Annotated in this window: 20 protein-coding genes and 1 riboswitch; of the genes, 14 read left to right on the top strand and 6 right to left on the bottom strand. The window is 44.5% G+C overall.

Annotated elements, in window-relative coordinates; translation table 11 throughout:
• Nucleotides 1-13: 13 nt before the first annotated feature.
• The 11 genes from ACIZ62_RS12255 to ACIZ62_RS12205 all read left to right on the top strand — a co-directional run bounded on the left by ACIZ62_RS12255 (nt 14) and on the right by ACIZ62_RS12205 (nt 15,172).
• On the top strand, nt 14-2,968 hold the full coding sequence (locus ACIZ62_RS12255) for an insulinase family protein (RefSeq protein ID WP_414150243.1): 2,955 nt from the start codon (nt 14-16) through the stop codon (nt 2,966-2,968).
• 22 nt (nt 2,969-2,990) lie between these two features.
• Nucleotides 2,991-4,406, top strand: a complete 1,416-nt coding sequence (locus tag ACIZ62_RS12250) for a D-alanyl-D-alanine carboxypeptidase family protein (RefSeq protein ID WP_414150242.1) — start codon at nt 2,991-2,993, stop codon at nt 4,404-4,406.
• A 238-nt stretch (nt 4,407-4,644) separates the two neighbouring features.
• The gene (locus ACIZ62_RS12245) at nt 4,645-5,658 is read left to right on the top strand and encodes an energy-coupling factor ABC transporter permease (protein ID WP_414150241.1); all 1,014 of its coding nucleotides are present in this window, start codon (nt 4,645-4,647) and stop codon (nt 5,656-5,658) included.
• 116 nt (nt 5,659-5,774) lie between these two features.
• Nucleotides 5,775-6,572 (top strand): cobalt ECF transporter T component CbiQ, encoded by a 798-nt coding sequence (cbiQ, locus tag ACIZ62_RS12240; protein WP_111889507.1) that lies wholly within the window; start codon nt 5,775-5,777, stop codon nt 6,570-6,572.
• A gap of 13 nt (nt 6,573-6,585) precedes the next feature.
• Nucleotides 6,586-7,317 (top strand): energy-coupling factor ABC transporter ATP-binding protein, encoded by a 732-nt coding sequence (locus ACIZ62_RS12235; protein ID WP_111889508.1) that lies wholly within the window; start codon nt 6,586-6,588, stop codon nt 7,315-7,317.
• 225 nt (nt 7,318-7,542) lie between these two features.
• Nucleotides 7,543-8,835: a 5-bromo-4-chloroindolyl phosphate hydrolysis family protein gene (locus tag ACIZ62_RS12230; protein WP_414150240.1), complete on the top strand. Its 1,293-nt coding sequence runs from the start codon at nt 7,543-7,545 to the stop codon at nt 8,833-8,835.
• A gap of 90 nt (nt 8,836-8,925) precedes the next feature.
• Nucleotides 8,926-10,077: a toxic anion resistance protein gene (locus ACIZ62_RS12225; protein WP_111889510.1), complete on the top strand. Its 1,152-nt coding sequence runs from the start codon at nt 8,926-8,928 to the stop codon at nt 10,075-10,077.
• 417 nt (nt 10,078-10,494) lie between these two features.
• Nucleotides 10,495-11,304, top strand: coding sequence for an alpha/beta fold hydrolase (locus ACIZ62_RS12220; protein WP_111889511.1), 810 nt, complete (start codon nt 10,495-10,497; stop codon nt 11,302-11,304).
• 89 nt (nt 11,305-11,393) lie between these two features.
• The gene (locus ACIZ62_RS12215; protein WP_414150239.1) at nt 11,394-12,545 is read left to right on the top strand and encodes a glycerate kinase; all 1,152 of its coding nucleotides are present in this window, start codon (nt 11,394-11,396) and stop codon (nt 12,543-12,545) included.
• An 18-nt stretch (nt 12,546-12,563) separates the two neighbouring features.
• Complete coding sequence (locus ACIZ62_RS12210; RefSeq protein WP_414150238.1) at nt 12,564-13,745, top strand: CdaR family transcriptional regulator; 1,182 nt, start codon at nt 12,564-12,566, stop codon at nt 13,743-13,745.
• Nucleotides 13,746-13,921: 176 nt separating this feature from the next.
• Entirely contained in the window at nt 13,922-15,172 is a 1,251-nt protein-coding gene (locus ACIZ62_RS12205; protein WP_111889514.1) for an HlyC/CorC family transporter, read from the top strand.
• A 45-nt stretch (nt 15,173-15,217) separates the two neighbouring features.
• Here the strand turns inward: ACIZ62_RS12205 and ACIZ62_RS12200 are convergent, their stop codons facing one another.
• The 6 genes from ACIZ62_RS12200 to thiC form a co-directional block, all read right to left on the bottom strand.
• Complete coding sequence (locus ACIZ62_RS12200; protein WP_414150237.1) at nt 15,218-16,702, bottom strand: B12-binding domain-containing radical SAM protein; 1,485 nt, start codon at nt 16,700-16,702, stop codon at nt 15,218-15,220.
• Nucleotides 16,699-18,027, bottom strand: a complete 1,329-nt coding sequence (gene bzaD / locus ACIZ62_RS12195; RefSeq protein ID WP_414150236.1) for a B12 lower ligand biosynthesis radical SAM protein BzaD — start codon at nt 18,025-18,027, stop codon at nt 16,699-16,701. The genes ACIZ62_RS12200 and bzaD overlap by 4 nt, the downstream gene beginning before the upstream one ends.
• A gap of 31 nt (nt 18,028-18,058) precedes the next feature.
• On the bottom strand, nt 18,059-19,111 hold the full coding sequence (locus ACIZ62_RS12190; RefSeq protein WP_414150235.1) for a class I SAM-dependent methyltransferase: 1,053 nt from the start codon (nt 19,109-19,111) through the stop codon (nt 18,059-18,061).
• Nucleotides 19,092-20,180, bottom strand: a complete 1,089-nt coding sequence (gene cobT / locus ACIZ62_RS12185; RefSeq protein WP_414150234.1) for a nicotinate-nucleotide--dimethylbenzimidazole phosphoribosyltransferase — start codon at nt 20,178-20,180, stop codon at nt 19,092-19,094. The genes ACIZ62_RS12190 and cobT overlap by 20 nt, the downstream gene beginning before the upstream one ends.
• 182 nt (nt 20,181-20,362) lie before the next feature.
• Nucleotides 20,363-21,646: a B12 lower ligand biosynthesis ThiC-like protein BzaB gene (gene bzaB, locus ACIZ62_RS12180; RefSeq protein ID WP_414150233.1), complete on the bottom strand. Its 1,284-nt coding sequence runs from the start codon at nt 21,644-21,646 to the stop codon at nt 20,363-20,365.
• 2 nt (nt 21,647-21,648) lie between these two features.
• Nucleotides 21,649-22,950, bottom strand: coding sequence for a phosphomethylpyrimidine synthase ThiC (gene thiC, locus ACIZ62_RS12175; protein ID WP_414150232.1), 1,302 nt, complete (start codon nt 22,948-22,950; stop codon nt 21,649-21,651).
• A gap of 97 nt (nt 22,951-23,047) precedes the next feature.
• A riboswitch (cobalamin riboswitch) is annotated at nt 23,048-23,230 on the bottom strand.
• Nucleotides 23,231-23,367: 137 nt separating this feature from the next.
• Here thiC and ACIZ62_RS12170 point away from each other — a divergent pair.
• The 3 genes from ACIZ62_RS12170 to ACIZ62_RS12160 all read left to right on the top strand — a co-directional run bounded on the left by ACIZ62_RS12170 (nt 23,368) and on the right by ACIZ62_RS12160 (nt 26,665).
• The gene (locus tag ACIZ62_RS12170; protein WP_414150231.1) at nt 23,368-23,817 is read left to right on the top strand and encodes an NfeD family protein; all 450 of its coding nucleotides are present in this window, start codon (nt 23,368-23,370) and stop codon (nt 23,815-23,817) included.
• Nucleotides 23,818-23,837: 20 nt separating this feature from the next.
• Nucleotides 23,838-24,779 (top strand): SPFH domain-containing protein, encoded by a 942-nt coding sequence (locus tag ACIZ62_RS12165; RefSeq protein ID WP_414150230.1) that lies wholly within the window; start codon nt 23,838-23,840, stop codon nt 24,777-24,779.
• Between the two features lie 122 nt (nt 24,780-24,901).
• Nucleotides 24,902-26,665 (top strand): ABC transporter ATP-binding protein, encoded by a 1,764-nt coding sequence (locus tag ACIZ62_RS12160; RefSeq protein WP_414151858.1) that lies wholly within the window; start codon nt 24,902-24,904, stop codon nt 26,663-26,665.
• Nucleotides 26,666-26,710 lie beyond the last annotated feature (45 nt).

Here is a 26,710-nt window from a genome sequence, read left to right as displayed (position 1 = left end):
AGAGGAGTGACATTTGAAAAAAGAATTAAAAGAACAACAGCAAAAAATGTTTGAACTGGAAGAAAATATCCATGGGTTTATCTTGAATAAAGAAGAATTTGTGGATGAAATAGATGGCTTTGCCCGAACCTTTGTCCACGAAAAAACCGGAGCCCGATTAGTTTATATATCGGCAGATGATGATAATAAGGTTTTTTCGATCAGCTTTCGGACACCATCCACCGACAGCACTGGGGTGCCCCATATTTTAGAACATTCGGTTTTATGCGGATCAAAAAAATATCCGGTCAAGGAACCCTTTGTGGAGCTAGCTAAAGGGTCGCTTAACACCTTTCTCAATGCCATGACCTATCCTGATAAAACGATGTACCCGATTGCCAGTACCAACGCTAAAGATTTTATGAATCTGATGGATGTTTATCTGGATGCGGTTTTTTATCCTAATATTTATGAAAACCCCTATACCTTCTTGCAAGAAGGCTGGCATTATCACATTGAAAATGCCGATGATCCAATTATCTACAATGGGGTAGTTTATAATGAAATGAAGGGCGCTTTCTCCAATCCGGAGGAATTGCTCCAAAATAAAATTTTCGAATCCCTTTATCCTGAGTCCTGCTACCGGTTTGAATCCGGCGGGGATCCGGATGTGATTCCAGAATTGAGCTATGAAGATTTCTTGGGTTTCCATAAAAAATACTATCATCCCTCCAACAGCTATATTTATCTCTATGGCGACGGGGATGTCCGGACGCACTTGAAATATTTAAATGATGAGTATCTCAGTGGCTTTGAAAAACAGGTGGTAGATAGTGAGATCACGGTTCAGCCGTTGCTTAAAAATCGGACAGAATTGCGGACCTCCTATGGTGTATCGAAGGAAGAATCCCTGGAAAACAAAGACTATTTGGCCCTTTCTGTGGTATTGGGAGACAAATTATCCCATGAAGATGCTTTGGCTTTTGATATTCTTTCCCATATCTTATTGAATAATAATTCGTCACCGTTAAAAGAAGCTTTGCTGGATTTAAAAATTGCCGAAGACGTTAGCTATCATTTTAGTAGTTCCCTCAGACAGCCTTATTTTTCGATTGTCCTTAAAAATACTGAGGAAAAACATCGCGACTTATTTGTCAGCACGGTGGAGTCGGTGTTAAATAAGCTGGTAACAGATGGTCTGGATCCTCTCAGTGTCGAAGCGGGCATTAATATCCATGAATTCTCCCATATTGAAGGGGAGTATGGTTCTTATCCCAAAGGTCTAATTTATGGGATTGAAATGATGGATGACTGGCTCTATGGTGATGACCCGATTGCTTATCTTAAATACAAGGAAGCTTTTAAAAAATTCAAAGACAACTGGAAAGACGGCTACTTCGAAAAACTGCTTAAACGGATGCTAATTGACAATACCCACCAAACGCTAGTGACCATTGTACCGGACAATACCCTGCAGGGAAACGCCGATCAGGCGTTAGCAGAAAAATTGGCGGCGTTTAAAACCAGTTTGACCCCAGAAGAACTTAAGGCTCTGGTTGACGAAACGCAAACCCTGATGCAGAAACAAAATGAAGAGGATGCCCCAGAAGATCTGGAAAAAATTCCCAAATTATCGCTTTCAGATATCAGCCGCACCGGCCGAACCTATCCCCTGGAAGTGACCGAAGTGCTAGATACTACACTGTTGTTTCATCCTGGTTTTACGGGTGGAATTTCCTATTTAAAACTTTATTTTGATTACAGCGAGTTGCCCCAGGAAGATCTTAAATATTTATCGCTGATGTGTAAAATGCTCGGTAGTCTCAGTACTGAAACGATGGATTTTCGAAGACTGAGTCAGGAGATTGAAATTCATACCGGCGGTCTGTCCTTCGGGATTGAGTCCTATGATGATGTTCATCACTTTGGGGATTTCACCTCTAATTGCTATGTGAAAGGCAAAGCAGTTGCTGAAAATATCCCGACCCTAATTCGGATTATGACCGATGTGATGACGAAGACCCGCTATCAGGAAAAAAATCTGATCCACGATATGATCCGGGAAATAAAGACCCATAAGGAAACTCAATTTTTAACCGCTGGCCATGTGGTTGGCGTGCAACGACTGCAGTCCTACTATTCTCAGTCAGCGCGGCTGTTTGAAGAATTTGGCGGCATTGAGTTCTATCGTTTTATTGCGGATCTGGACGCAAATTTTGATGAGCGATTTGAAGCGCTGACGGAAAAGCTGGCCAGCATTGCCACCTTGGTTTTCAACAATAAAAAACCACTGATTAGCATCACCGGCACCGAAGAAATTCGGGATCAGACTTTGGTCGCTCTGAGCGCTTATGTGTCGGGACTGGCTCCGAAAATACTTGTAAAAAATGCTTTTGCTTTTGAGACTGAAATTGCAAACGAAGGTTTTCTAACGGCAGCTAAGATTCAATATGTTTCGCAAGGCTATAATATTAGAGCTTTAGGCTACCAATACACCGGCTCTCAACTGGTTTTAAAAGGCCTTCTGTCGATGGATTATTTATGGAACAAGGTTCGGGTTCAGGGTGGCGCCTACGGTGCTTTTATGAACATCGGACGGAGCGGCGACCTGTATTTCGGATCCTACCGGGACCCAAAACTTAAAAAGACCTTTGAAGCTTATCAGGGTGTGATTGATTATATTAACCAGTTGGACCTCTCTAAGCGTGAGCTGGAAAAATATATCATCGGAACGATCAGCAGCAAGGATGTACCGCTGAGTGCCTCAGTGAAAGGTGAAATTGCGGATAACTTCTTTTTCAGCGGCGTGACCGCCGCTGATCTACAAAAAGAGCGGGAAGAAATTTTAGAAACCACTGTTGAACAATTAAAGAGTTATGGAGAAATGATTGCGGCAGTGCTGGCTAAAAATGCCATCTGCGTTTTAGGCAGTGAAGAAGCAATTAATGATGAAAAGGAATTGTTTAAAGTGACCCGCTATATCAAATAGCAGTTTTGAGGGGAGAGGGGATATGAAAAGAAAAATAGGACTATTGTTGATACTTAGCCTGGTCTTTTGTACATCTGCTGTTATGGCAGCGGGTTTGCCTGCCTATGGTGCTGATGAGGGTGTGGTTATTTATGAAGTGAATAGCGGCGATATTCTTTTTGCGCAAAAGCAAGATGAAAAATTCTATCCTGCCAGTACAACCAAATTGATGACCGCGTTGGTGGCCATCGAGAACGGTGATCTCAACGAAAACATTACTGTAGGTGATGAGATTTCATATTTGGATGAGGACAGCAGCAACGCTGGTCTTGAAGAAGAAGAGGTGTTGCCCCTTAACGAACTGCTTTATGCTTTGTTGCTGCCCTCTGGAAATGATGCGGCAGAAACCATCGCTGTGAACATTGGCAGAAGGATTGCCGGGGACGGTTCTATCAGCTCGGATAAAGCGTATGAAACCTTTATCGCTGCCATGAATCAGAAAGCCAAAGATCTGGGGATGACCGGCACCAATTACACGAATCCTCACGGATTACACAATGATAATCATTTTACAACGCCCGCCGATATGCTGATTCTGGCTAAAACGGCCTTTGATGAGACGACTATCAAAGCCATTACCCGGGCCAAGGTTCATGAGGTGCAAACTAACAAAACCAAACACAAGTGGAATAATACCAACCTCTTGCTTTATACCAATTTTAATGAGTTGTCGGAGGAGTTTCGGGTTATCAATGGTTTATCGGGGGCCAATCCGGTTTTTAACGGTTACGCAACCAGTGGGAAGACCGGTTTTACTGAAGAAGCAAATAAGTGCCTGGTTTTTGAAGGGGAAGGTAATGATAAGAAAATGATTGGCATTATTCTCAATGCTGATCAGGCGGTTGTCTTTGGCGAAGCAAGCGACACCATTAATGCGGTGGTTAAAGAATATGAACTGCTTGAATGGTCGGATCCGGAGGATGAAGACCGGGTTGTGCAGGTAGTCAACTATCATGTGTTTGATGGCAATAAATTGAAATATAAAACAAATGAGGCGCTGATTACGGCGGCACCCCAGACGGATCAGGCTAACTACACGGCTAAAGTTAAATGGGATGAAACAAAGATGATTGGTGATGAGACCCTGGCAAATCTGGAAGCAGATATCAAGGAAGGCGAGCAGCTTGGTGAACTACAGGTTTACAATGGCGAAACCTTAGTAGAGACGGCGCCACTGTACGCAGTCAAAGCCATGAAAGCCCGAAACTGGATGGATTATCCAATTCTTTACTGGTATGTGACCATCATTGTGATCATGATACTACTTGCTATTTTGCGGATCATGTTTGTCCAGTTTATGCGCAAGAATAATATTAAGTACAAAAAAATTAAAATTAAGAAAAAGCAAAACGGCTCCGACAGTAGATCATCCAATCAGCCACCGAAGCGGAGACGCTAGATTAAGTGGTACTGAGTAGGCGGAGTCTGCCGATAAAACGACAGACTCCCGTTATTATTTCTTGACATGTATAGACAAGTGATTTATAATTTAGCTAGTATTTCGCATTGAAGTGCAGGATACGAATCAAATTTTATGATGCAAAAATGATGCCATGAAGGTATCTCCAGAGTTGAAACTCAGGAGGTGTATTTCGTGTTTTTTTGTTTGGTTTTTTAAACTTTGAGGAGGTTTTATTATGCACATGGCAGATGCTTTAGTTTCTCCAGCAGTTGGAGGAATCATGCTTGCGGCGAGCGCCGGAGCAATCGCCTATTCGGCGTATAAATGTAAAGACGATTTAGATGAAAAAAAGATCCCATTAATGGGTGTTATGGGGGCCGTGATCTTTGCCGGACAGATGATTAATTTCACTATTCCGGGGACTGGTTCCAGTGGACATATTGGTGGCGGGATTTTACTGGCAGCCCTATTGGGACCCTTTCCCGCATTTTTAACCCTTACTGCGGTATTGCTGATTCAGGCACTCTTCTTTGCCGATGGTGGGCTTTTGGCCTTAGGCGCAAATATCTGGAATATGGGTTTTTATGCCTGTTTGCTGGTTTACCCCTTTGTCTTTAAAGCGATTGTAAAAAGAGGACTGACACCGAGTCGGATTACCGTGGCAGCGATTGTTTCGGTCGTTTTAGCTTTATCGTTAGGCGCCTTTTCAGTAGTGCTTGAAACGCTGGCATCGGGAATTACCGAATTACCATTTATGACCTTTGTTGGTTTAATGATTCCGATCCACCTGGCCATTGGTCTGGTTGAAGGGATTGTGACCGGCGGAATTTTGGTCTTTGTATATAAAATGCGGCCGGAGTTATTGGAATCATCGGTTGAAAATACAAAATTGCCTAAAAATATTTCCATTAAGAAAGTAATGGGAACGCTACTGATCTTTGCTGTCGTTGTGGGAGGCGGTTTATCACTTTTTGCATCAGCAAATCCCGATGGTCTGGAATGGGCCATGGAAAATGTGGCCGGAACCGCCGAACTCGAAGCAGATGGTGATATTTACAGCAGTGCTGGAAGTATTCAGGAAAGCACCGCCTTCCTACCCGATTATGGTTTTAAATCAACAGATGGTGACGGTTCAGCTGCTGGAACCAGTGTTTCTGGCATTGTTGGGGCCGGTATTACGCTGATCCTGGCAGGTGGCACCGGTTATCTGATTTATGCCATCAAACGGAAAAAAGAAAAAGCTTCTTAGACAATTTATTACTAATTGAAATAGCAATCTTTATGTGTTAACATTAACAATAGTTTTCTAAATAACCTCTGTTTATAAACAGAGGTTATTTAATATTTAACTGAAAGGTAGTCTCAATGTCAACAATTACCGACTCAATGAATACGATCAATTCTCTGGAGGAAATGGCCGATGGCAATACCGTCATCCATCGTCTTCATCCAATGGTCAAACTGATTACCACGATGCTTTATCTGGTGCTGGTTATTTCGTTTAACCCTTTTAATATTACCGGACTGGTGGTGTTTGCTTTCTATCCGGTGATTTTAATGGCCTTGGCTGAAATACCTTATAAACCCTTGCTAAAGCGACTATTGGTCGCCTTGCCCTTTTCTTTTTTTGCGGGGTTATCCAATATCATTTTTAATCAGCAACTGGCATTGATGCTCGGACCGGTTCCGATCAGTTATGGTTTAATCTCCTTTACGTCTATTATGGTTAAAACGATATTTACCGTCATGGCGGTGCTGATCCTGATTGCGACAACTTCATTGCCAAAAATTTCCTATCAATTATTATCGATTAAAGTACCCAAAATTATTGTGGAACAAATTATGTTGACTTATCGTTACATTTCGGTGCTGTTAGAGCAGGTCTCAAATATGTATACAGCCTATATTTTAAGAGCACCGGATTCCAAGGGTATCAAAATGAAAGACATGGGTATCTTTGTGGGGCAGTTGTTATTAAAAAGTTTTGATCGGGCTGAGAGTATTTATGTGGCCATGAAATGTCGTGGATACGATGGTAATTATCTTTACGCTAAACCAAGCCCGATTCATAAGGGTGATTGGTTGTATCTGGTTTTTGTAGCTGGTGTTTTGTGTTTGATGCGATTTTTTGATCTGAGCCTGTTTATCGGCAGTTTTTTATAATGAGGAGTTCTTAATGCTAGAAATAAAAAAGTTGAATTATGCCTATCCCGACGGCCATCAGGCTATTCGAGATGTAAATCTAAAAATCGAAGAGGGTGAGAGCATTGCCTTGGTAGGAGCTAACGGGGCGGGAAAATCCAGTTTGTTCAAGCTAATTATCGGTATTTCTGAGATCAAAGAAGGAGCGATTATAGTTGATGATTTGCCAGTGGAGAAAAAAACGCTGAAAGATATTCGCCGGAAAGTCGGGATGGTTTTTCAGAATCCGGATGATCAGTTGTTTATGACAAAGGTTTATGATGACATTGCCTTTGGTCCGCGAAATGAATTGCTCGATGAACATGTGGTAGAAGAGCGGGTGGTCAACGTTTTGGAACAGTTGGGGATTATTCATCTGCGGGATCGGATGCCTCATCGTTTATCCGGTGGTGAAAAGCGGGTCATTGCCATTGCTTCGGTGTTAGCCATGAATCCCCGGGTTATTTTGTTTGATGAGCCGACCTCATTTCTTGATCCCCAGGCCAGACGAAATGTAATTAATACCCTCGACACCCTGAAAATGACCAAAGTTATTGCCACCCATGATTTGGATATGGCCCTTGATATTTGTGACCGGGTGATTATTTTACATCATGGCAGCGTGTTTGCAGATGGCACAGTTCGAGATATCCTATTTGACGAAAACCTCTTATCTCAATGTCATTTGGAGCTGCCCCTGTGCATGCAAAAACCGCGGGTACGATAGAGTTCGCAAAAACTTTCATACTGACTACTGGTTTAATATCAGTATGGTTATCTTTTGACCGCTTAAAGCTTGATGTGTTCAAGCTTTTTTAGATTTAAGACGCCTGTATCGAAAAATCAAAAAAAATTTTGAATTTACTTAAAGAATAGCGCCAGGAAATGGTTTCCTAATTGAAATTTTAAATTTTATAAGATATAATTAATTCAATGTTTGGGAGGTCAAACGATGACAAAAAAAGATTATTCGAATATCGGTAATGATATCAAGGATATTGTTCAGGATGCCTTGAATTCGGAGGAGTTTAAAGAACTGAACAAGAACATTTCGGCGACTGTCGCTCGAGCCATGGATGAAGTTAAGCGAAGTGGTCAGTATTGGCAGGAGCAGCAGCGACAGCAGCGGGAAAACAACCAGGGAACCAGAAAGCAGGCGGCCAATGCCAGAAGAGCCCAGGAAAAAATGAACAAACCTCAGGCAAAGGAAATGCTTGCCAAAAACAATTATCAAAATGCCTATAGTCCCGTCAAAAGACGGCCCAATAACCTGATTTCAAAATCGCCTCATGGTCGAATTTCCGGCATGTTATTGATGATATTTGGAAATATTGGCATTGGTGTTTCACTACTTCTACTGCTTATTTTTTCATCGGTATTTGGTTTTGCGTTTACCAGTATGCCACTGATGGGGATCGGGGTCGGAATCCTGTTGCCGATTTTTACGATTAGTGCACTAATGGCGGCAAAGGGGTCAAACCTGCGGGGACGAGTAAAACGGTTTCGTCAGTATGCCAGTCGCCTGAAAGGACGGCAATTTTGTAGAATATCCGAACTGTCTGAGCCCATTGGGCGCAGCAAGAAATATGTACTAAAAGATCTGCGTAAGATGATCAGCCTGGGGATGTTCCCGGAGGGGCGGTTTGATGAACAGGAAGAATATTTACTGCTTAGTAATGAAGCTTATGAGAATCATTTAAAACTTAAGGCAGGAAAGAAACTTGAGGAACAAAGAGCTCGCCGTGAACAGGAAGCGTTGGAACAGAAAAAGAAACTGGAATCAGAAAATCCGGAAATGAAGGCGGTTCATGAGGTGATTGCCGAAGGTCAGGATATCATCAGAAAAATTAACGAAGCTAATCTGGCGATTGCAGGGGAAGTAATCTCCCATAAACTGGATCGACTGGAAATAGTGATCACCAAAATCTTTGAATTTATTGAGGAAAATCCGGATGGATTGCCGGAAATTCGGAAGTTTATGGGCTATTATCTGCCGACCACCTTAAAGCTAGTTTCGGTCTATCGGGATTTAGATGCAGAACCTATTCAGGGCACCAATATTTTAGCGACTAAAAAAGAGATTGAAGATACCCTGGACACCATCAGCCACGCCTTTGAAAATTTGTTGGATAGTTTTTATGAAGACACGGCAATGGATGTTTCAACGGATATTTCGGTGCTTAATACGATGCTGGCCCAGGAAGGTCTAACCAAAAGAGATTTTAAAAAACAAGAGACGAAGTAATAAGATCCGAATTCAGAAAAGCCCACCATGATATTTTAAATTGATGAAAGCTTTGAAAGGATCAACTTAATTAAGACGAGGAGAATAGCGATGGAAGACAATATGAATGATTATTCCCAGGCAACCCCTACTTTAACCTTCGACCCGTTCGAAGAAGAAAAGGTGATGACGGCCAATGTGCATCAGGAGCTTAAGGGTGAACGGGAAGTTTTTGACGAAAGTCGATTGACGGTGGAAGAACGAAAAATGGTGGACGATTTTGCCAGCAAAATTGATCTTACTAATTCCAGCCTGGTGATGCAGTTTGGGGTTGGAGCCCAGAAGAAAATTGCCGATTTCTCAGAAACGGCCCTGAACAATGTCCGCACTAAAGACATGGGCGAGGTCGGCAAAATGCTGGGTGATATGGTGATGGAACTACGAAACTTTGACATTGAGGAAGAAGAGAAAGGTTTTTTGGGCTTTTTCAAAAAAACCAGCAATAAGCTCAGCTCCATGCAGACGCGTTATGCGACTGCCGAAACCAATGTCAACCGGATTACCGAAGCCCTGGAAAAACATCAGATGCAGCTTTTAAAAGATGTGGCCATGCTAGATAAACTTTATGACGTCAACAAAACTTACTTTAAAGAATTGTCAATGTATATCATGGCTGGCAAAAAGAAGCTCAAGGAAGTCGAAAATAAAGATTTGCCGGAATTGATCAAACGCTCACAGCTCAGCGGATTACCGGAGGATGCTCAGGCGGTTAATGATTTGTCAGCCATGTGCAATCGCTTTGAGAAAAAAATTCATGATCTTGAACTGACCCGGATGATTTCGATTCAGATGGCGCCGCAAATCCGACTGGTTCAACATAATGATACCTTGATGGCTGAAAAAATCCAGTCTTCGATTGTCAACACCATTCCCTTATGGAAAAGTCAAATGGTTTTGGCCCTGGGAGTCGTTCATTCGGGACAGGCCGCCAAGGCTCAGCGCGAAGTCACCAATATGACTAACGAATTATTGCGAAAAAATGCCGAAACCCTGAAGATGGAATCCATTGCTACCGCCAAAGAATCGGAACGGGGCATTGTCGATATTGAAACGCTGCGGATTTCCAATGAGTCTCTGATTAGTACCTTTGATGAGGTGTTGCGAATCCAGACCGAAGGCCGTCAGAAACGAAAAGAAGTGGAAGTTGAGCTTGAAAAACTGGAGAATGATTTAAAAGTCAAGATGCTTGAAATCAGGCGATAATAATAAAAAAACAATCAGTAGTAAATAATATTGGTTGTTTTTTTATTAGGTTTTTTTAAAGATATGGTGCTCTTGATATAGTCAAACTTTCCAGAACAAGGAATTTGTTTAATCCTCGTTTTAAAAAAAACAGTAGCAAATTTAAACAATAATTTTAAAAGTTCGAAGAAAGAAGGTGCTTATTGTATAATTGTCTAATGAATATGAAATTAATTGGCTAAAATGCCATTGAAAACTATTGCAGATTGGGTATAATAATAATCAATAGTATTTTGTATAAAGCTTGAAAACAGAAACATCGTACTTTGGTATCGAATGAGGCTGATCGTTTCTGAGTGATCGGAAAAAGAGTAGCGGTTTGATTAGATGGCGAAGCGGGAAGCAGGCAAGGTATTAATTAATAATAGGGGGAAAGCTATGGCAACTTTTTTTACCAATGATCATGTTGAATTATATTATGAGGTAAAGGGCAAAGGAAAACCTTTGCTAATGATTCCCGGATGGACTTGTACAACCCAGTTTTTCAAAAAAAACAGCGATGTACTGGCTGAAAATTTTCAGGTAATAGTAATGGATTTTCGTGGGCATGGTGAATCTGAAAAGGTCTTACACAGTCACCGGATTTCTCGTTATGCGATGGATGTGAAAGAACTTTTGGATCAACTGGATGTTGAAGATGTCACCGTACTGGGATGGTCCATGGGGGTTGCCGTACTGTGGAGTTATCTGGAATTATTTGGCAATCATCGGGTTGGCAAACTGGTTTGTGTTGATCAGGCACCGCTCCAATACACTGGCCCAGATTGGGTATGGGGACAAAATGGCTGTTATGATGTGGAAATGTTCATCAGAACCTGTTGTGCCATTGAGTATGCTCCGCGAGAAAGTGCAGAAGGCTTGGCCTTTGGCTGCCTGTATCATGAACCGACATCAGAAGAAGTAAAATTTATCGCCGATGAGATATCAAAGTGTCCGCCGAAAGTGCGTATTGAAATCATGCGGGATCACACTAATCTGGACTGGCGAGATTTGTTGCCATTGATTAATCTTCCGACCCTGGTCTGCGTGGCCCGACACAGTGCTGTCTTTGATTGGCAGGGCAGCGCCTATGTTGCTGAGCAGATTCCAGAAGCAAAACTGGAGTTTTTTGAGAATTCCGGTCATATGCTATTCTGGGAAGAAGCTGATAAATTTAATCAAGTCGTTGCTGACTTTATCAAATCCTGAAATGATTAACTGCAATAGCATGGGTTTTCCTGTTTACCCATGCTATTGTTTTTGAGACATAAAAAATATAATTTAGAGGAGAGCACAAAATGAAAATAGTGATTGCTCCGGACTCTTTTAAAGGATCCATGTCAGCTACTGAGGTTTGTGATATCGTTGAAGGTTCAATTCTTAAAATTATGCCGACAGCTAAGATCGTAAAAATTCCCGTTTCGGATGGAGGAGAAGGTCTGGTAGAGGCACTGGTCAGGCATCAATCTGGTGAGATCATAAAAATCAAAACGAAAGACCCTTTATTCAGAGAAATAACCGCAATCTACGGCATTTTAAACGGTGAAGTAGCGGTTATTGAAATGTCGGCTGCTTCCGGCTTGCCGCTTTTAGCAGATGATGAACGCAATCCGCTAAAAACAAGTACCTATGGTACCGGGGAAATGATTGCGGATGCAATCAGGCGGGGTTGCCACAAAATTATCCTTGGTTTAGGGGGCAGCGCGACCAATGATGGCGGTCTGGGAGTTGCCAATGCTTTGGGGGTCCGGTTTTATGATCAAAATATGGAATTGTTGGCCCCTGTCGGCGAAAATTTAAGCCGGGTGAGGACAATTGATACCAGCCAGGTTAAGCCCGCATTGCAAGAGGTGGAAATAGTCATTGCTTGTGATGTTGATAATGTTCTTTGTGGCGTTCAAGGGGCGGCGGCAATCTATGGTCCTCAAAAAGGTGCCAACAGCGAGATGGTGATGTTTCTGGATCAGGGACTCAGTATGTTTGGACAACTTCTTGAGAAAAGAACAGCCAGGAAATTGGTCAAGCTAAAAGGAATTGGCGCCGCTGGCGGTATGGCATTACCATTGGTGGCTTTATTTAAAAGCCAGTTGAAATCCGGATTGGATATTGTTCTGGATGAAATTGGTTTTGAAGCGGCAATTGACGGAGCCGATATGATCATTACCGGAGAAGGGAAAACCGATGCCCAAAGTGTGATGGGCAAGGTGATTTCCGGCGTTGGAAAACGGGGAAAAAATCTAAATATTCCGGTGGTAGTGATCTCAGGAGCGTTAGATGATGGTTATGAAGCGATTTACAATTGTGGGGTGGTGGCCGCCTTTGCCATCTTTAGTAACGATCGCGGGTTGGTCTGGCATATGCAAAATGCGCCCCAGTTATTGGCGAAAACGATCGATAACCTTTTTCGTTTTCTGGCAATTGTATGCATGCTTCCGCAAAATATGAGATAGAATAAAAGGAGTGGGGCGATGCTGGATAAGAAAATTGCCCAAAAAATTGCCGATGAAGTTATGAACACCCTTGGTTATAACATCAATGTTATGAATAAAAATGCAATTATAATTGGGAGTGGTTCGCCGGACAGACTTGGAAGCTTCCATGAAACAGCCATGTTTGCCATTCAAAACGGGATTACCTGTGAAGTGACTGATACACAATCAAAAGAACTTCGGGGTGTGAAGCCGGGGATTAATTTGCCTATTGTGGATAAAGGTGGAGAAGTCATTGGCGTCGTTGGAATAACTGGAGACCCGGATGAGGTCCGAAACATTGGGAAACTGGTGAAGATGACCGCAGAATTGATCATTGAACAGCAAGAAACGATGAACCGCTTCTATTCCCATCGCAACGATAAAGAAATCTTTTTAAACACTTTGATCAGTGATCAGCAAAGCATCAGTGAAGAAGAAATTGCGGATTGGGGCGAGCGCATCGGCTATAGTATGGAAAGTTGTCGAGTGGCGGTAATTTTAAGTTTTGGGATTGATCATAAAACGTCTGAAAAAGGAAAGCTTGAAAAAATCCTCAACCAGATTAAGCTGTCAGACAGTCATTTAAAAGACGATATTTCGTCGGTGATGTCCGGCGGTTTTATTTTAGTTTTCAAAACGCTCAAGAGAACAGAACCCTGGGAGGTAGAAAAGACCATTAGTACCTATCTGGACGTTATGAAAAATGCTGCGGATGCTAAAAATATGCAATGTTTTGTGGGCGGTTATTATCTGGGCGTCAAGGGCTACGTGAAATCCTATGGTGAAGCCTATGGTATGTATCGCAGCGGCATTTATAAGAAAAATCAACCTGTGTATTTCTCTCATCACCATTATTTATGGCGTCTTTATAATCAACTGGACAAAGAAGCCTATACCCTGGTTATTGAACCCTATATTCAAAAAATTCAGAAATATTTCGGCAAAGGCACCGAAGAAGCGATGATTACGATGCGCAAAATATTTGATTATCATTTTCACTTTGAACAGGTGGCCGAAGATTTATTTGTCCACAAAAATACGGTTATTTTCAGAAAAAATAAAATGGAAGAATGCCTTGGTTTTTCCCTCAAGTGTAATGGTCACGACAATCTGCTGTTTATGATTATTCTCAACCATTACGAAAAATTAAAAAAGTTTAAAGATTCGCCAATTAGGTAAAATTTATCAGATATTATGGAATTGTAACTAAAAATATGATATCATAGTGACAAATAATATTTGAAAGAGGAATAGAATTGGACGACGTACCATTATCTGAGACAAAAATGACACAACTTATCAAATCGGAGAGCGTGACCACTGACGAATCTGTTTACTGGGAGGAATCTTAGTCAATGGACAGTAGTGTTATAGGTTTTATTGCAGTTCTAGTGGTGATGCTGCTGATGTCAGCATATTTTTCGGCGACGGAAACGGCTTTTACCTCCATTAATCGTATTCGCATAAAAAATTTGGCCAAAGACGGAAACAAAAGAGCGGCTCAGGTTTTGGCACTTTCTGATCGATTTGACGTTTTATTATCGACAATTCTGATCGGGAATAATATTGTCAACATTGCTTCAGCATCAATTGCTACGGTGGTTTTTGTTCGCTATTTCGGCAATGCCGGAGTGACCATTTCAACGGCGGTGATGACCGTACTGGTACTTATTTTTGGTGAAATTTCACCTAAAAGTCTGGCTAAAGATTCACCTGAAAGTTTTGCCATGTTTGCGGCTCCTTTTATTCGGTTTCTGATGTTTATATTAACACCAGTGAACTTTTTATTTATGTTATGGAAAAAAATGCTTGATAAATTGTTTAAGGTTAATGATGAACGCAGCATGACCGAAGAAGAACTGCTGACCATTGTGGAAGAAGCAGAAAATGATGGTGGCATCGATCTTCAGGATGGAGAATTGATTCGCAGTGCGATCGAGTTCAATGACCTGGATGTGGATGATATCCTGACCCATCGGGTGGATGTGGTCGCTATTGATGTGGATAATCCCAAGGAGGATATTACCAAGTTGTTTTTTGAAACTGGTTTTTCCCGGCTGCCAGTTTATCAGGGGACCATTGATCAGATTATCGGTTTTATCAGTTATAAGGATTTTACCCATTATGTGGCCAATGGCAACAGCAGTCTGGAAGAAATCATCAGCCCGGTGGTCTTTATCACTCCAAATATGAAAATTTCCAAGTTGCTAACGCTGCTCCAGCAGAAAAAATGCCATATTGCTGTCGTTTCCGACGAATATGGCGGAACCGCTGGTATTGTCACCCTTGAAGATGTCATTGAAGAACTGGTTGGTGAAATCTGGGACGAACATGATGAGGTCATCGATGAATTTGTAAAAATATCCAAAGACGAATATCGGATTTTAGGAAAAGCAAATCTGGGAAAAATGTTTGATCTTTTTGATATGGATGATGATTTTGACGTGATCACGGTAGGTGGTTGGATTGTTGAATTTCTGGATCGCGTTCCCAATGTGGGTGAATCCTTTGAGTTTGAAAATCTGACCTTCACCATTACCAAGTCGGACGAACGTCACGTGATTGAGATAAATGTTGTTAGAAATGAAATAATTGAGTCTGAATAAAATCAGATAAAAAAATGCCTAAAGGGATTTCCCTTTAGGCGTTTTTTATGCCATAATTCCATCAACGGTATGATTAAAGGTATCCACAAAACTGTTTCGTTGATCAATAGTGATTTCTCTGTTTTTTAGTAAGTAAAGATAATCTTCAAAGGATTGAATCAGCAGCTGATTGATCAGACGATATTTTTCCAGAATTACCGGATCTTTCTTAAAGCTCAGTTCCCAGGTATCTTTCATATAGGAAAAAATATGATTAGTCATGTCTCTCATCATCCCGGCTAACATCGCCACCCTTGGGTTAAGATAATCAGTATCTGCCTCATAGGTGGAGTGAGGGGAAATATTTAGCCGCCCCTGATCCTGGAGGGCTTTGTAGGAGGAGCTACCCTTAAGAATAATCATATGATGATAGAGTACATTAACGCTGATTTCCAGCTTATCCAGTAGAGCGTTTCGTTTTAAAAAATCGTAGTTGACTTTCAGATCTTTCAGGGTCGAGTCCGGTTCAAACATAATAAAACCGACGCTGGGTTCGATGCCGTATTTCCGGAGGATTTCCAGAGCCTGTTCATTATCAGCCACGGTGGTCAGCTTATTAAGCCGTTTCAGCGCTTCATCAAGGCCGCTTTCCAGACCGATTAAAATGTGTTTAAGACCGGCGTCAGTCAGGGCTTTGATGGTTTCTTCTTCGATATCGTTGGCCCGCGCTTCAATGCCAAAGTGGATGTGGCGTTCTTTTAAAAGATGGGCCAGTTTTAGGACCCGCTCTTTTCCAGCGCGACCGGGACCGTAGAAGTTGGGGTCCATAAAATAAAAGTAGCGGATATCGGTTTGCTTCATTATTGTATCGATTTCGGTGATAATGTTCTCCGGACTTCGGCCCCGCCATTTCCGTTTTGTATCGCCGTAGTAGGGGTTGATATAACAAAAAGTACAGCCACCGTAACAGCCCCGGCTACCGGAAATATTGACCTCGCCAAAAGAATAGGAGCTGGTGCTGCGCAGAGGAAAGGGCAATGAATCCACATCCGTAACAACCTCGCCTCGGGTCGCGACAATGCCATTAGTGGTGCGTGTGGCGATTCCCGACTGGGGAACGGTGGGGAAATTTTCGGCCAGCGTCAAGAAAGTCAGTTCAGCTTCGCCTAACAGGGCTGAGTCAATGGCCGGACAGCGGTTAAGAATTTCTTCATAGGCAAAGGTGGGGTAAAAACCATAAACGCAGACATAAGCAATGCCATAGGTTTGTTTGATGTGCTTAATAAACTGATAAAGGGTTTTGTTGTCCTCCCAGTGATAAACCAGGTGAATCCCTAAAATCGTGGGCGTTAGCGTTGCTATTTGCTCTTCAATGGCCGGATAATCCAGCTGTTCCAGATAGCCGTCCACAATTGTCACATCAATGTTGTTGGCGGCCAGCATGCCGCCAATATAGCCGGTGTTCAAGCAGGCTGAAAGGGGGGCGTTGGCAATATCGTTACAGCGGTCGTCGCCGTAGGAGCGGGGATGTTCTAAAAGAATGACATTCATGAGGTGACCTCCTGCCACATAAAGATATTTTTTTTGGTATGATAGATTTCCAGATCATAGCGGACCCGGTCAAAGGGCGCCGGGTTATAGTAGGTGGGGTAGAGCAGATCGGTTTCCGGGGTGATCACCCCGTTTGCCAGAGCCTGTTGTTCTACCTTGGTGCCCGGTAAAATACGGATATTATTGAGTACAATGGTACCCAGGGTTTTGGAAGCGTGATGGATCTCGTAAATCGCATCGATGAGGTCCCTGGCTTGCTGCTGGGTTGCGGCGGTATCCCCGGGGGTATTGACGAGGAAGTGATAAACTGTGACCACACCGCTGCCTGCCAACACCTGAGCAGTGTTGAGGATATCCTGGACACGCATATGCTTATCCATGGCATCCAGGGCCGTTTGGCTCAGGCCGTCGGGGGACAGGGAAAAGCATTCGCAGCCGGATTGGGTATAGAGGGCGACGTTTTCTTCGGTTAACAGGTTTTCGCGAAAAAAACCGCTCCAGTTAATTTTTAAACCTCGCCGGATGATTTCAGCGCAGATTGTATCGAGGTGATCCACCGGAATATTGACCACCGAATCGGTGAAGTGGATCCGGGTGACACCGTATGTTTCGTAGAGAAACTGGATTTCATCGACCACCGCTTCAGGGGTGCGGCAACGCATTTTAGAGCCCTGCAGGAGCGGATAGGAACAGTAGCCGCAGCTAAAACAGCAGCCCCGTTTGGTTTCCACGCCAATACTTTCCACATATTTATTAACGGTGAGGTAGGGGCGGGGATCAAGCAGATCGCGGTTGGGCATCACGTAATCCAGCATATCATAATCACCCACCGGTGGGACGATCAAGACCGCTTTGTTTTCGCGGTAGCAGAGCCCTGGGAGGTGGGGCGGGTTATTGAGATTTTCCAGTAGTGGCACAATGATTTTTTCGGCCTCGCCGGTCACGCCGAAGTCAATTTCCGGATATTCGCGCATCAGCCGTTCCGGGAATAGCGAAAAACCGGTTCCACCGACTAAGATTTTGGTATCAGCCGCGTAGCGTTTAATAAAAGCCAGGGTAACGGCAAAGCCGGGAATCAACGACGAGGTTTTATTACCCAAAGGATCAATATTTCGTAGCGACAGACAGACCACGTCCGGCTGATAGGTATCCAGTTGTAAGCGTAAATCGCCATAGGGATCGATGGCCATATTCATGTCAAAAAGCTGCAGATCATGATTGGTTTGCCGCTCGACCTGAGATGCCAGCACGACGATCCCAATGGGATAAACCCGCTCGATGTCGATACCCTCCATTGAGAGGGCTTGGATGAAAAGTATTTTCATGGTTTCTCCTTGATTTGGTTAACGATAATAATTATTTGAAATAAATGGTATCCAGTGCCATCTGGCTTCGGGCGGCAAAGATCAGGGCGGTGTCGGTGGCCAGAGGAATCAGCGATGAGGTGAGTAGATCATTTTTTTTAAGCTCGGCAATTACCCAGGCTCCGGAAAAAACTTTGCCATTGTAGGTGTTTAAAAACATATTGATATCGGTCAGGTGAGCCTTGACCGGGTCATGCTCATTAAAAAAATCATGGATCAGGATGATGCCATCATCACTCAAATGGCTGGCTGCGGTTTTTAAAACCTGTTCGTTTTCCGACTCGGCGTAGGCGTGAATAATATTAGAAAGAATGATCAACCGATATTTTTTGGCAAGACCCCATTGTGGTTCCAGAATATTAGCGGGGTGGTAGTTAACCCGATCTGCGTAGGCGGTGGCATCGACAAGTTTTTGAGTTTGAGGAAGCATCTGCACAATGTCGAGCAGGGTGGCACGAGTGCCCGGAAAGGCTTCTAAAAAGGCCAGTGCCATAGCTCCGGAGCCGGTTCCCACATCCAGAATATCACCGCTGAGTTCGGTAAAAAAGGTGGTGCAGTCGCGGGCTTTTAACTTGGCCACGTTGTCCATGGCTTTGATGTATTTAGCCCGGCGCAGGTTAAGTTCATCTTCGCTGATATCCGCCGGCAGAAAGTTGACCCGACCACCAGCAGTCAGCGAAGCTTTAAGCGTATTCCAGTCATCAGTAAGATTTTTACGCCACAGCAGCGAGTCGCCCTGATAAAGCGGACTCGCTATTAGTAAATATTCTTTGGTAATCAATTGGTTATAATAAACATTTTGGTAGCATCCTACTAGACCAAGACTGTTTAGAAGTGCCAGGTAACGTTCCAGGGCGCTTTCGTTGGCACCCAGTTTTGGGGCGAGTTCTAAGAGACTGGCACCGCGGATCCCGAAATCATCGATGGTTTGAAAAAGATCCATTTCCAAAGCGGTGAACAGCGCATCGGAAACCCAGTAGGCGGTGGCCAGGTCTTCTAAATACTGGCCGCCGTTGGTTTGGGGATCATACCCATTCATGACCATTGGTTACTCCTGCGTCAGTAAAGGTTAAGACGTCGCAGATGACCCGGGCCGAGGATTCCACCAGGTGCATCGCCACCGCTGCCCCGGTGCCTTCCCCTAATCTGAAATTGAGGTTAAGCAGGGGGCGTAAGCCCAGGGCTTGCCACATTAGCTGATGCCCCGGTTCTTCACTCTGATGGGAGGGAATCATATAATCCAGCGATTGGGGACAAAGGGCCTTGGCGATCAGCGCACCAGCGGTGGAAATAAAGCCGTCCACCAGAACCGGCACCTGATTAAAAGCAGCCCCCAGGATTACGCCGGCAATCCCGGCAATCTCGAAGCCCCCGACTTTGGAAAGGACATCAATGGGATCGGTTTTATCGGGTTGATGGCGATTGATCGATTCCCGGATCACTTTGATCTTGTTGAGCAAGGTGGCGTTATCAATGCCGGTGCCCCGGCCGGTTACTGATGAAACCGGATATTCGGCCATCACCGCTAAAATAGCGGCGCTGGGGGTCGTGTTGCCAATCCCCATATCGCCGGTAGCCAGCAGATTGATCCCCTGTTCTTTGATCACCTTGGAAGCCACATTGATCCCGGCTTCCAGCGCAGCAATGGCTTGTTCCCGGGTCATTGCCGGTTCCTGATAAAAGTTTTTGGTGCCATGGGCGATCTTGCAGTCAATGATGGCGCCTTGTGAAACCAGTTCGGGCATATCCACAGCGACGCCCATATCAACGACAATCACTTCGGCGCCAGCGGCTTTGGCTAAAATATTAATGCCCGCTCCGCCTTTGACAAAGTTTTCCACCATCTGTGGGGTCACCTCCTGAGGGAAGGCAGAAACCCCTTCGGCCACCACGCCGTGATCTCCGGCCATGGTGATGACCATTTTTTTATCGACATTGGGTCGGATGGTGCGTTGAATCCCGGCCAACTGTTCAGCAACAACCAGCAGCTGACCGAGACTCCAGGGCGGAATCGCTAATTTTTCAATATGATCGCGGGCAGCCTGACGCCACTTGGGGTCAGCCGGTTCGGTATGGTCGATGACGTGTGTTAAGGTATATTTGGTTTCGATCATGGTAATTATCCTTTCTACTTGGCAATAAATGAAACATATGATTGATTTTATCACTGTATTAGTGAGGTTTGTAAGGGCTTGTATTACAAGCCCCTATGGGATGATGGATGACGCTTTTGGATAATAAACGCTTGTTTTTTTCGTGGGGCGGGTAAGCTACCCGTCACAAAGGGTTTACTGGTTTAGGATATCCCAAAAAACTCCGCTGCGACATCGGCCGGACATTTACTGTCGGCACAGACGGCACAACCATGGGAAGGCTTTTGAGCCGCAAAGGCAGCGATCAGATTGGCCTGATTGATGGCGTTTTTGATCTGTTCTTCCTGATTGCGGGAAACCCGGGCCCGGGACATCGCCAGATCGCGGTTCCAGGCCGCGCCGCCGCGCTTTAAGACATTGGCCGCATTAGCGGCGATCCGGGTCGTTTCGACACCGATGCGGACATCTTCCTCATTGGGCAGACCCAGGTGTTCGGCTGGGGTCAGGTAACAAAGGAAATCAGCCCCGTGCATGCCGGCAAAGGCACCGCCGATCGAACCCGTAATATTGTCATATCCGGGAGCAATATCGGTGGCCAGGAAGCCTAAAATATAGTAGGGTACATCGTAACAGAGTCGTTTTTGCAGTAGCATCGCTGAGGGAATATGGTTTAGTGGCACATGGCCGGGACCTTCCACCATCACCTGAACCCCGGCCGCCAGGGCCCGCTTGGTCAGCTCACCAGCGACCATTAAGCCGCGCAGGTGGGCCTGATCCAGAGAATCAGCATTGGCACCGGGTCGAATGGCGTCGCCGATGCTAAGTACCGTATCGGTCGCTTTGAGAATCTCCAGCAGTCGGTCAAATTCGGCATAAAGAGGATTTTCTTTATCGTTATGGAACATCCAGCCAGTTAGCAAGGATCCGCCACGGCTACAGATATCGGCAACGCGACCGGTTTTTTTCAATATTTTGAGAAGATCCATATTCAAGGCCGAGTGCACCGCCATAAAATCCATACCGGCCTGACATTGTTTTTCGACCACTTCAAACAGATCATCAGAGGTCATATTGACCATCAGGCCCCGTTTATCAGCCGCCTCTTTGGCAGCCTGATAAACGGGCACACAGCCAGCGGCAATGTTGGAATTATTTAGACTTAAGGTTCGCATGGTATCAATATCGGCACCCATACTTAAATCCATAAAACCGTGGGCACCGGCGGCTTCGATGATTTTTAGTTTTTTGACTTCCATGTCCATATCATCCCGATCACCGGAGGTGCCCATCAGGCCATTGACTTTGACGTCCAGGCCGCCACCAATGCCGCAGATCTTAGAACGGTTGCGTAGTTTATTTTTAGGAATGACAATCCGGCCGGCAGCTACTCCGGCTCTGATAAATTCAGGTGTGAAGCCTTCGCTGAGTGCCACCATTTCCATTTCTTCGGTAATTTTACCCTGACGGGCTTTTAACATTTGGGTCATAATTAGTTCCTCGCTTCCTGGTTTTCGTCTCGTAAATACTTACCGACAATTTTCATGGCACAGAAGTCGCCGCACATGCTACACTCGGATTCGAAGTTGGTGCTACGATCCTTCCAGACCTTCGTGGCGGTTTCGGTATCGATAGCCAGTTCCATCTGCCGGCCCCAATTAAGTTCCCGGCGGGCATGGGACATTTCCAGATCCCAGGCAATCGCGGCCGGATGGCCTTTGCCAACATCACCAGCATGGGCGGCAATGCGGCTGGCCATCACGCCCAGATACACATCATCGGCATTAGGCATGCCGATATGTTCGGCCGGGGTCACGTAACAGAGAAAGTCGGCACCGTAATAGGCGGCGATCGCGCCGCCGATGGCACCGGTGACGTGGTCCATACCAGCCCCGGAGTCGGTGGGCAGACAGCCAAAGACAAAGTAAGGTGCGCCGCCGCATAGTTGTTTTTGTAACTTTACAGTGGTCTGGATCTGATCCAGGGGCACATGGCCCGGCCCTTTGACCATCACTTGAACCCCGGCCGCCCGGGCCTTTTTAACCAGACCGCCGAGGATCACCAATTCATGAACCTGGGCGCCGTCCAGGGAATCGGCAATACAGCCGGGGCGCATGCCGTCGGCAAAGCTCAGCACGACATCATACTTTTTACAGATTTCCAGGACCCGGTCATATTGGGTAAAAAAGGGATTTTCACAGTGGTTGTGAACCATCCAGCCAATCAGATGGGAACCCCCATAACTAACCAGTGGATCAATCCGGCCTTCTTCTTTGGCGCGGTTGATCACGTCCATGGTGGTGCCGCAGTGCAGGGCTAAAAAGCTGACGCCTTCGGAAGCATGCTTTTCCATCATCGCAAACATATCATCAGCTGTCATATCTAAAGCACTGCCATATTTTTGCTGGGCCATAGCCAGGGTTTGATAAAGCGGTAGGGTACCGACCGGCCGGTCCACCGTGGATAAGACTTTTTCTCGCATTTCATCAATCGGACCCCGAACACTTAAGTCCATCAGCGTATCCGCTTCGGCTTTTACGGCCTGATCGATTTTAGCCATTTCACCGGCGATGGTATCATCTATTTCATACATTCCAACGCTGGCGGAAACCTTGGTAAACAGACCCTTGCCCACCGCCACCGGGTTGATATTTGGCCGGGAACTCTTTAGAATGACGATTTCACCGGCGGCTACCCCCTGGCGAATGTTCTCGGGATCGAGCCCTTCTTTTTGTGCCACATAAATCATTTCTGCGGTGATCTCACCGGCTTGTGCTTTTTTAAGAATTGTCATCGTTTCCTCCTGCATGATTCTCAACGAATTTTGGCAAATAAAAAAGTCCACAGCTGTTATTTATTCTAAATAACAGCCATGAACTTTACCTTCGTTCATTCAGGATCGATTCATAGGCAGGTCTCCTGACTTGGGGTTTTAACGCTTTGCCACACCTTCCCATTAAAAAAACAGTGGTTTTTGTGGTTTGCTCCGCCCTTACAGTGATGGGTTCGTTCAGGACTCTCACCTGATTCCCTATTCTCCTTATTGTTAAGGCACCATATGTTCGCTTTTCTATTTACTTGCTTTTGATTATACACACTAAAAAATGAAAGTGCAAGAAAAAAATAAAAAAAAGTCGATTGTGTAACTCATGAGAAAAAAAAACAATAAACTATGTTATAATAAAATCAAGTAAATAAGGGAGGTGAGCGGATGAATTTCATTCTTTTCTGGTTGGTCTTGTTTATCGTTTTTCTGTTGGTTGAATTGGTTACCGCTGGCGCGCTGGTTTCCATCTGGTTTTGTGTCGGTTCTCTGGTGGCAATGGCCGTCGCTTATTTGGGCGCACCATTCTGGGTACAGATGACGCTTTTTTTACTAATTTCCGTTGGCTTATTATTGGGAACAAAACCGTTCTTAAAGAAACACATGGATTCTAAAACGATAACAACCAATGCTGATCGCATTCTGACAAAACGAGGAATTGTTGAGGAAGAAATCAATAATCTTAAGGGAATAGGGGTGGTTAAAGTCGATGGAAAATCCTGGACAGCCAGAAACATCGACGGTGAGGTGATTATTCCCGTTGGTATGGAAGTTGAGGTTGTTGCGATTGAAGGGGTTAAAGCTATGGTTAAGACAGTAGAGCAAGATTTGAATTAAATAAACAAGGAGGCGTTAAGATGTTTGGATTTATTTTACTAGCAGTGTTATTTATCATTTTTATTGCGGTGATTGTGGTGAATGCGAAGATCGTTCCCCAGGCTAATGCCTATGTAGTGGAACGATTGGGAGCCTATCATTCCACCTGGGAGACCGGTTTTCACATCGCAATTCCGATTTTTGACCGGATTTCAAAAAGAATCAGTTTAAAAGAACGGGTCGCGGATTTCCCGCCCCAACCGGTTATTACCAAGGATAATGTTACGATGCAGATTGACACGGTAATTTATTTACAGGTTACCGATCCTAAATTCTATATGTACGGGGTGGATAATCCCATGAAAGCCATTGAAAATCTCACCGCCACCACTTTGCGTAACATCATTGGTGATATGGAGCTCGATGCAACACTGACATCCCGGGATGTTATTAATACCAAAATGCGGGTAATTCTCGATGAAGCCACCGATCCCTGGGGGATTAAAATTGGTAGGGTAGAACTTAAAAACATCATGCCACCAGAAGCGATCCAGAATGCGATGGAACGGCAGATGAAGGCAGAGCGTGAACGTCGGGAAAAAATCCTCCAGGCAGAAGGCGAAAAAGCCAGTGCCATTCTGGTCGCTGAAGGCGAAAAATCAGCGGCAATTTTACAAGCTGAAGGCTTAAAAGCGGCTGCTATTCTTAGCGCCGAAGCGGATCGGGAAGCTCAGATCAGACGGGCAGAAGGTGAAGCAGAAGCCATTGTCAAGGTTCAGGAAGCGGTTGCCAATGGGGTCAAGATGTTAAATGATGCCAATCCGATTCAGTCAGTTATTGCCCTTAAGAGTTTATCTACCTTTGAAAAGGTAGCTGATGGCAAAGCCACTAAGATTATTATTCCCTCTGAAATTCAGGGCTTGGCGGGTTTGGCAACATCCCTTAGTGAAATCATGACAGATCAGAGCAAGGTCAGTCAATAAGATCAGTTAATAAAAGAAATTTCAGTAAAAGACCATGAATGGGCAATTGGGAAACGTTAATCGTTTTTCAATTGCCCAAAGTTTTTAAGTGTAGCAATTAAGAAAGAAGGAATATTTTGCGAATCAGTAACACACAACTTATCAAACGTTTCATACCTTATTATCAAAAATATAAATGGATTCTGTTGTTGGATCTGTTTTGCGCTACCCTGACAACGGTATGCGATCTGGTTTTGCCTCTGATCGTACGGTTTATCACCAATACCGCCATCAATGATCTGGCCAGTCTGACGGTGGAAACGATCTTAAAACTGGGGCTGGTATATTTGGTACTGCGGCTTATCGATGGAGTGGCTAACTACTTTATGGCCGATGTGGGCCATGTCATGGGCGCCCGAATCGAAACGGATATGCGCCGGGATCTCTTTTCACATCTCCAAAAGCTGTCGTTTTCTTTTTATAGCGACACCAAAATCGGTCAGTTGATGTCGCGGATCACCACTGATCTTTTTGATGTGACGGAATTTGCCCATCATTGTCCCGAGGAGTTTTTTATTGCCGGTTTAAAAATTGGCGTTTCATTTGCCATTCTTGGTTCAGTTAATATCTGGTTGACAGTGATTATTTTTGCCGCCCTGCCGATCATGCTTTTAACGACCACCTATTTCAGGAATCGGATGCGGATTGCCTTTAAACGGTCGCGGGTTCAAACGGGTGAAATAAACGCTCAGGTGGAAGATAATCTTTTGGGAATCCGAGTTGTGAAATCTTTTGCCAACGAAAATATTGAAGAGATTAAGTTTGAGACAGGAAATAGTAAATTTCTTGAAATAAAAAAACAAACCTACCGTTATATGGCCGGTTTTCAGACCACCACCCGGCTCTTTGACGGACTGATGTATTTACTGGTGGTGGTTTTCGGGGGAATCTTTATGATCAATGGTGCCATTAATCCCGGCGATTATGTCGCCTATCTGATGTATGTCACCACCTTACTAACCTCCATCCGCCGGATTGTTGAATTCGCAGAACAGTTTCAGCGGGGAATGACCGGGTTTGAGCGGTTTATCGAAATTCTGGACGAACCTACCGAATATGAAAATCAGTCCAATGAAGTGGAACTGAAAAATGTTGTGGGCGATATTATTTTTGAAGATGTCAGTTTTCAATACAACGATGGCGGCGATGCGGTACTTTCCCATATTGATGTAGCGGTGAAAGCTGGTGAAAACATTGCCATTGTGGGACCTTCGGGCAGTGGCAAAACGACCATGTGCCATCTGATTCCCCGATTTTATAATGTCAGCTCCGGCCGAATTCTGATCGACGGTCAGGATATTCAAAGCCTGACCCTGCATTCCTTACGCACCCAGGTGGGGGTTGTCCAGCAGGATGTTTATCTTTTTTCGGGAACCGTTTATGAAAATATCAGTTATGGTCGCTCGGATGCCACCCGGGAAAGCGTGATTCAGGCGGCTAAACATGCCGGCGCCGATGCGTTTATAAAAAAGCTCCCCAAGGGTTATGATACCAATATCGGGGAGCGGGGAATTAAGCTTTCTGGTGGCCAGAAACAGCGGCTCAGCATTGCCCGGGTATTTTTGAAAAACCCGCCGATTCTGATTTTGGATGAGGCCACCTCGGCGCTGGATAATGAAAGCGAACGGATTGTTCAGGAATCTTTAAAAGAGCTGACCCGGGGCCGAACCACCTTTACGATTGCCCATCGGCTGACCACCATTAAAAATGCGGATTCGATTTTAGTCCTCACCGAAGATGGGATTGTCGAAAAAGGTTCCCATGAGGAACTGCTCCAGGAAGAAGGTGTCTACTATGACCTCTACCAGATGTACCGGGAGCTGGATGAATTAAACGAAGAGTTTTAGCTGTTAGCCGGATTTGGTTGTTGGATAAAGGTGGCAACCAGTTAC

The organism is Acetobacterium carbinolicum (assembly GCF_047456275.1).
GTDB classification, from domain to species: domain Bacteria; phylum Bacillota; class Clostridia; order Eubacteriales; family Eubacteriaceae; genus Acetobacterium; species Acetobacterium carbinolicum.
The sequence above is the reverse complement of the archived record's forward strand: the minus strand, read 5'-3'. Positions and strand labels throughout refer to the sequence as shown.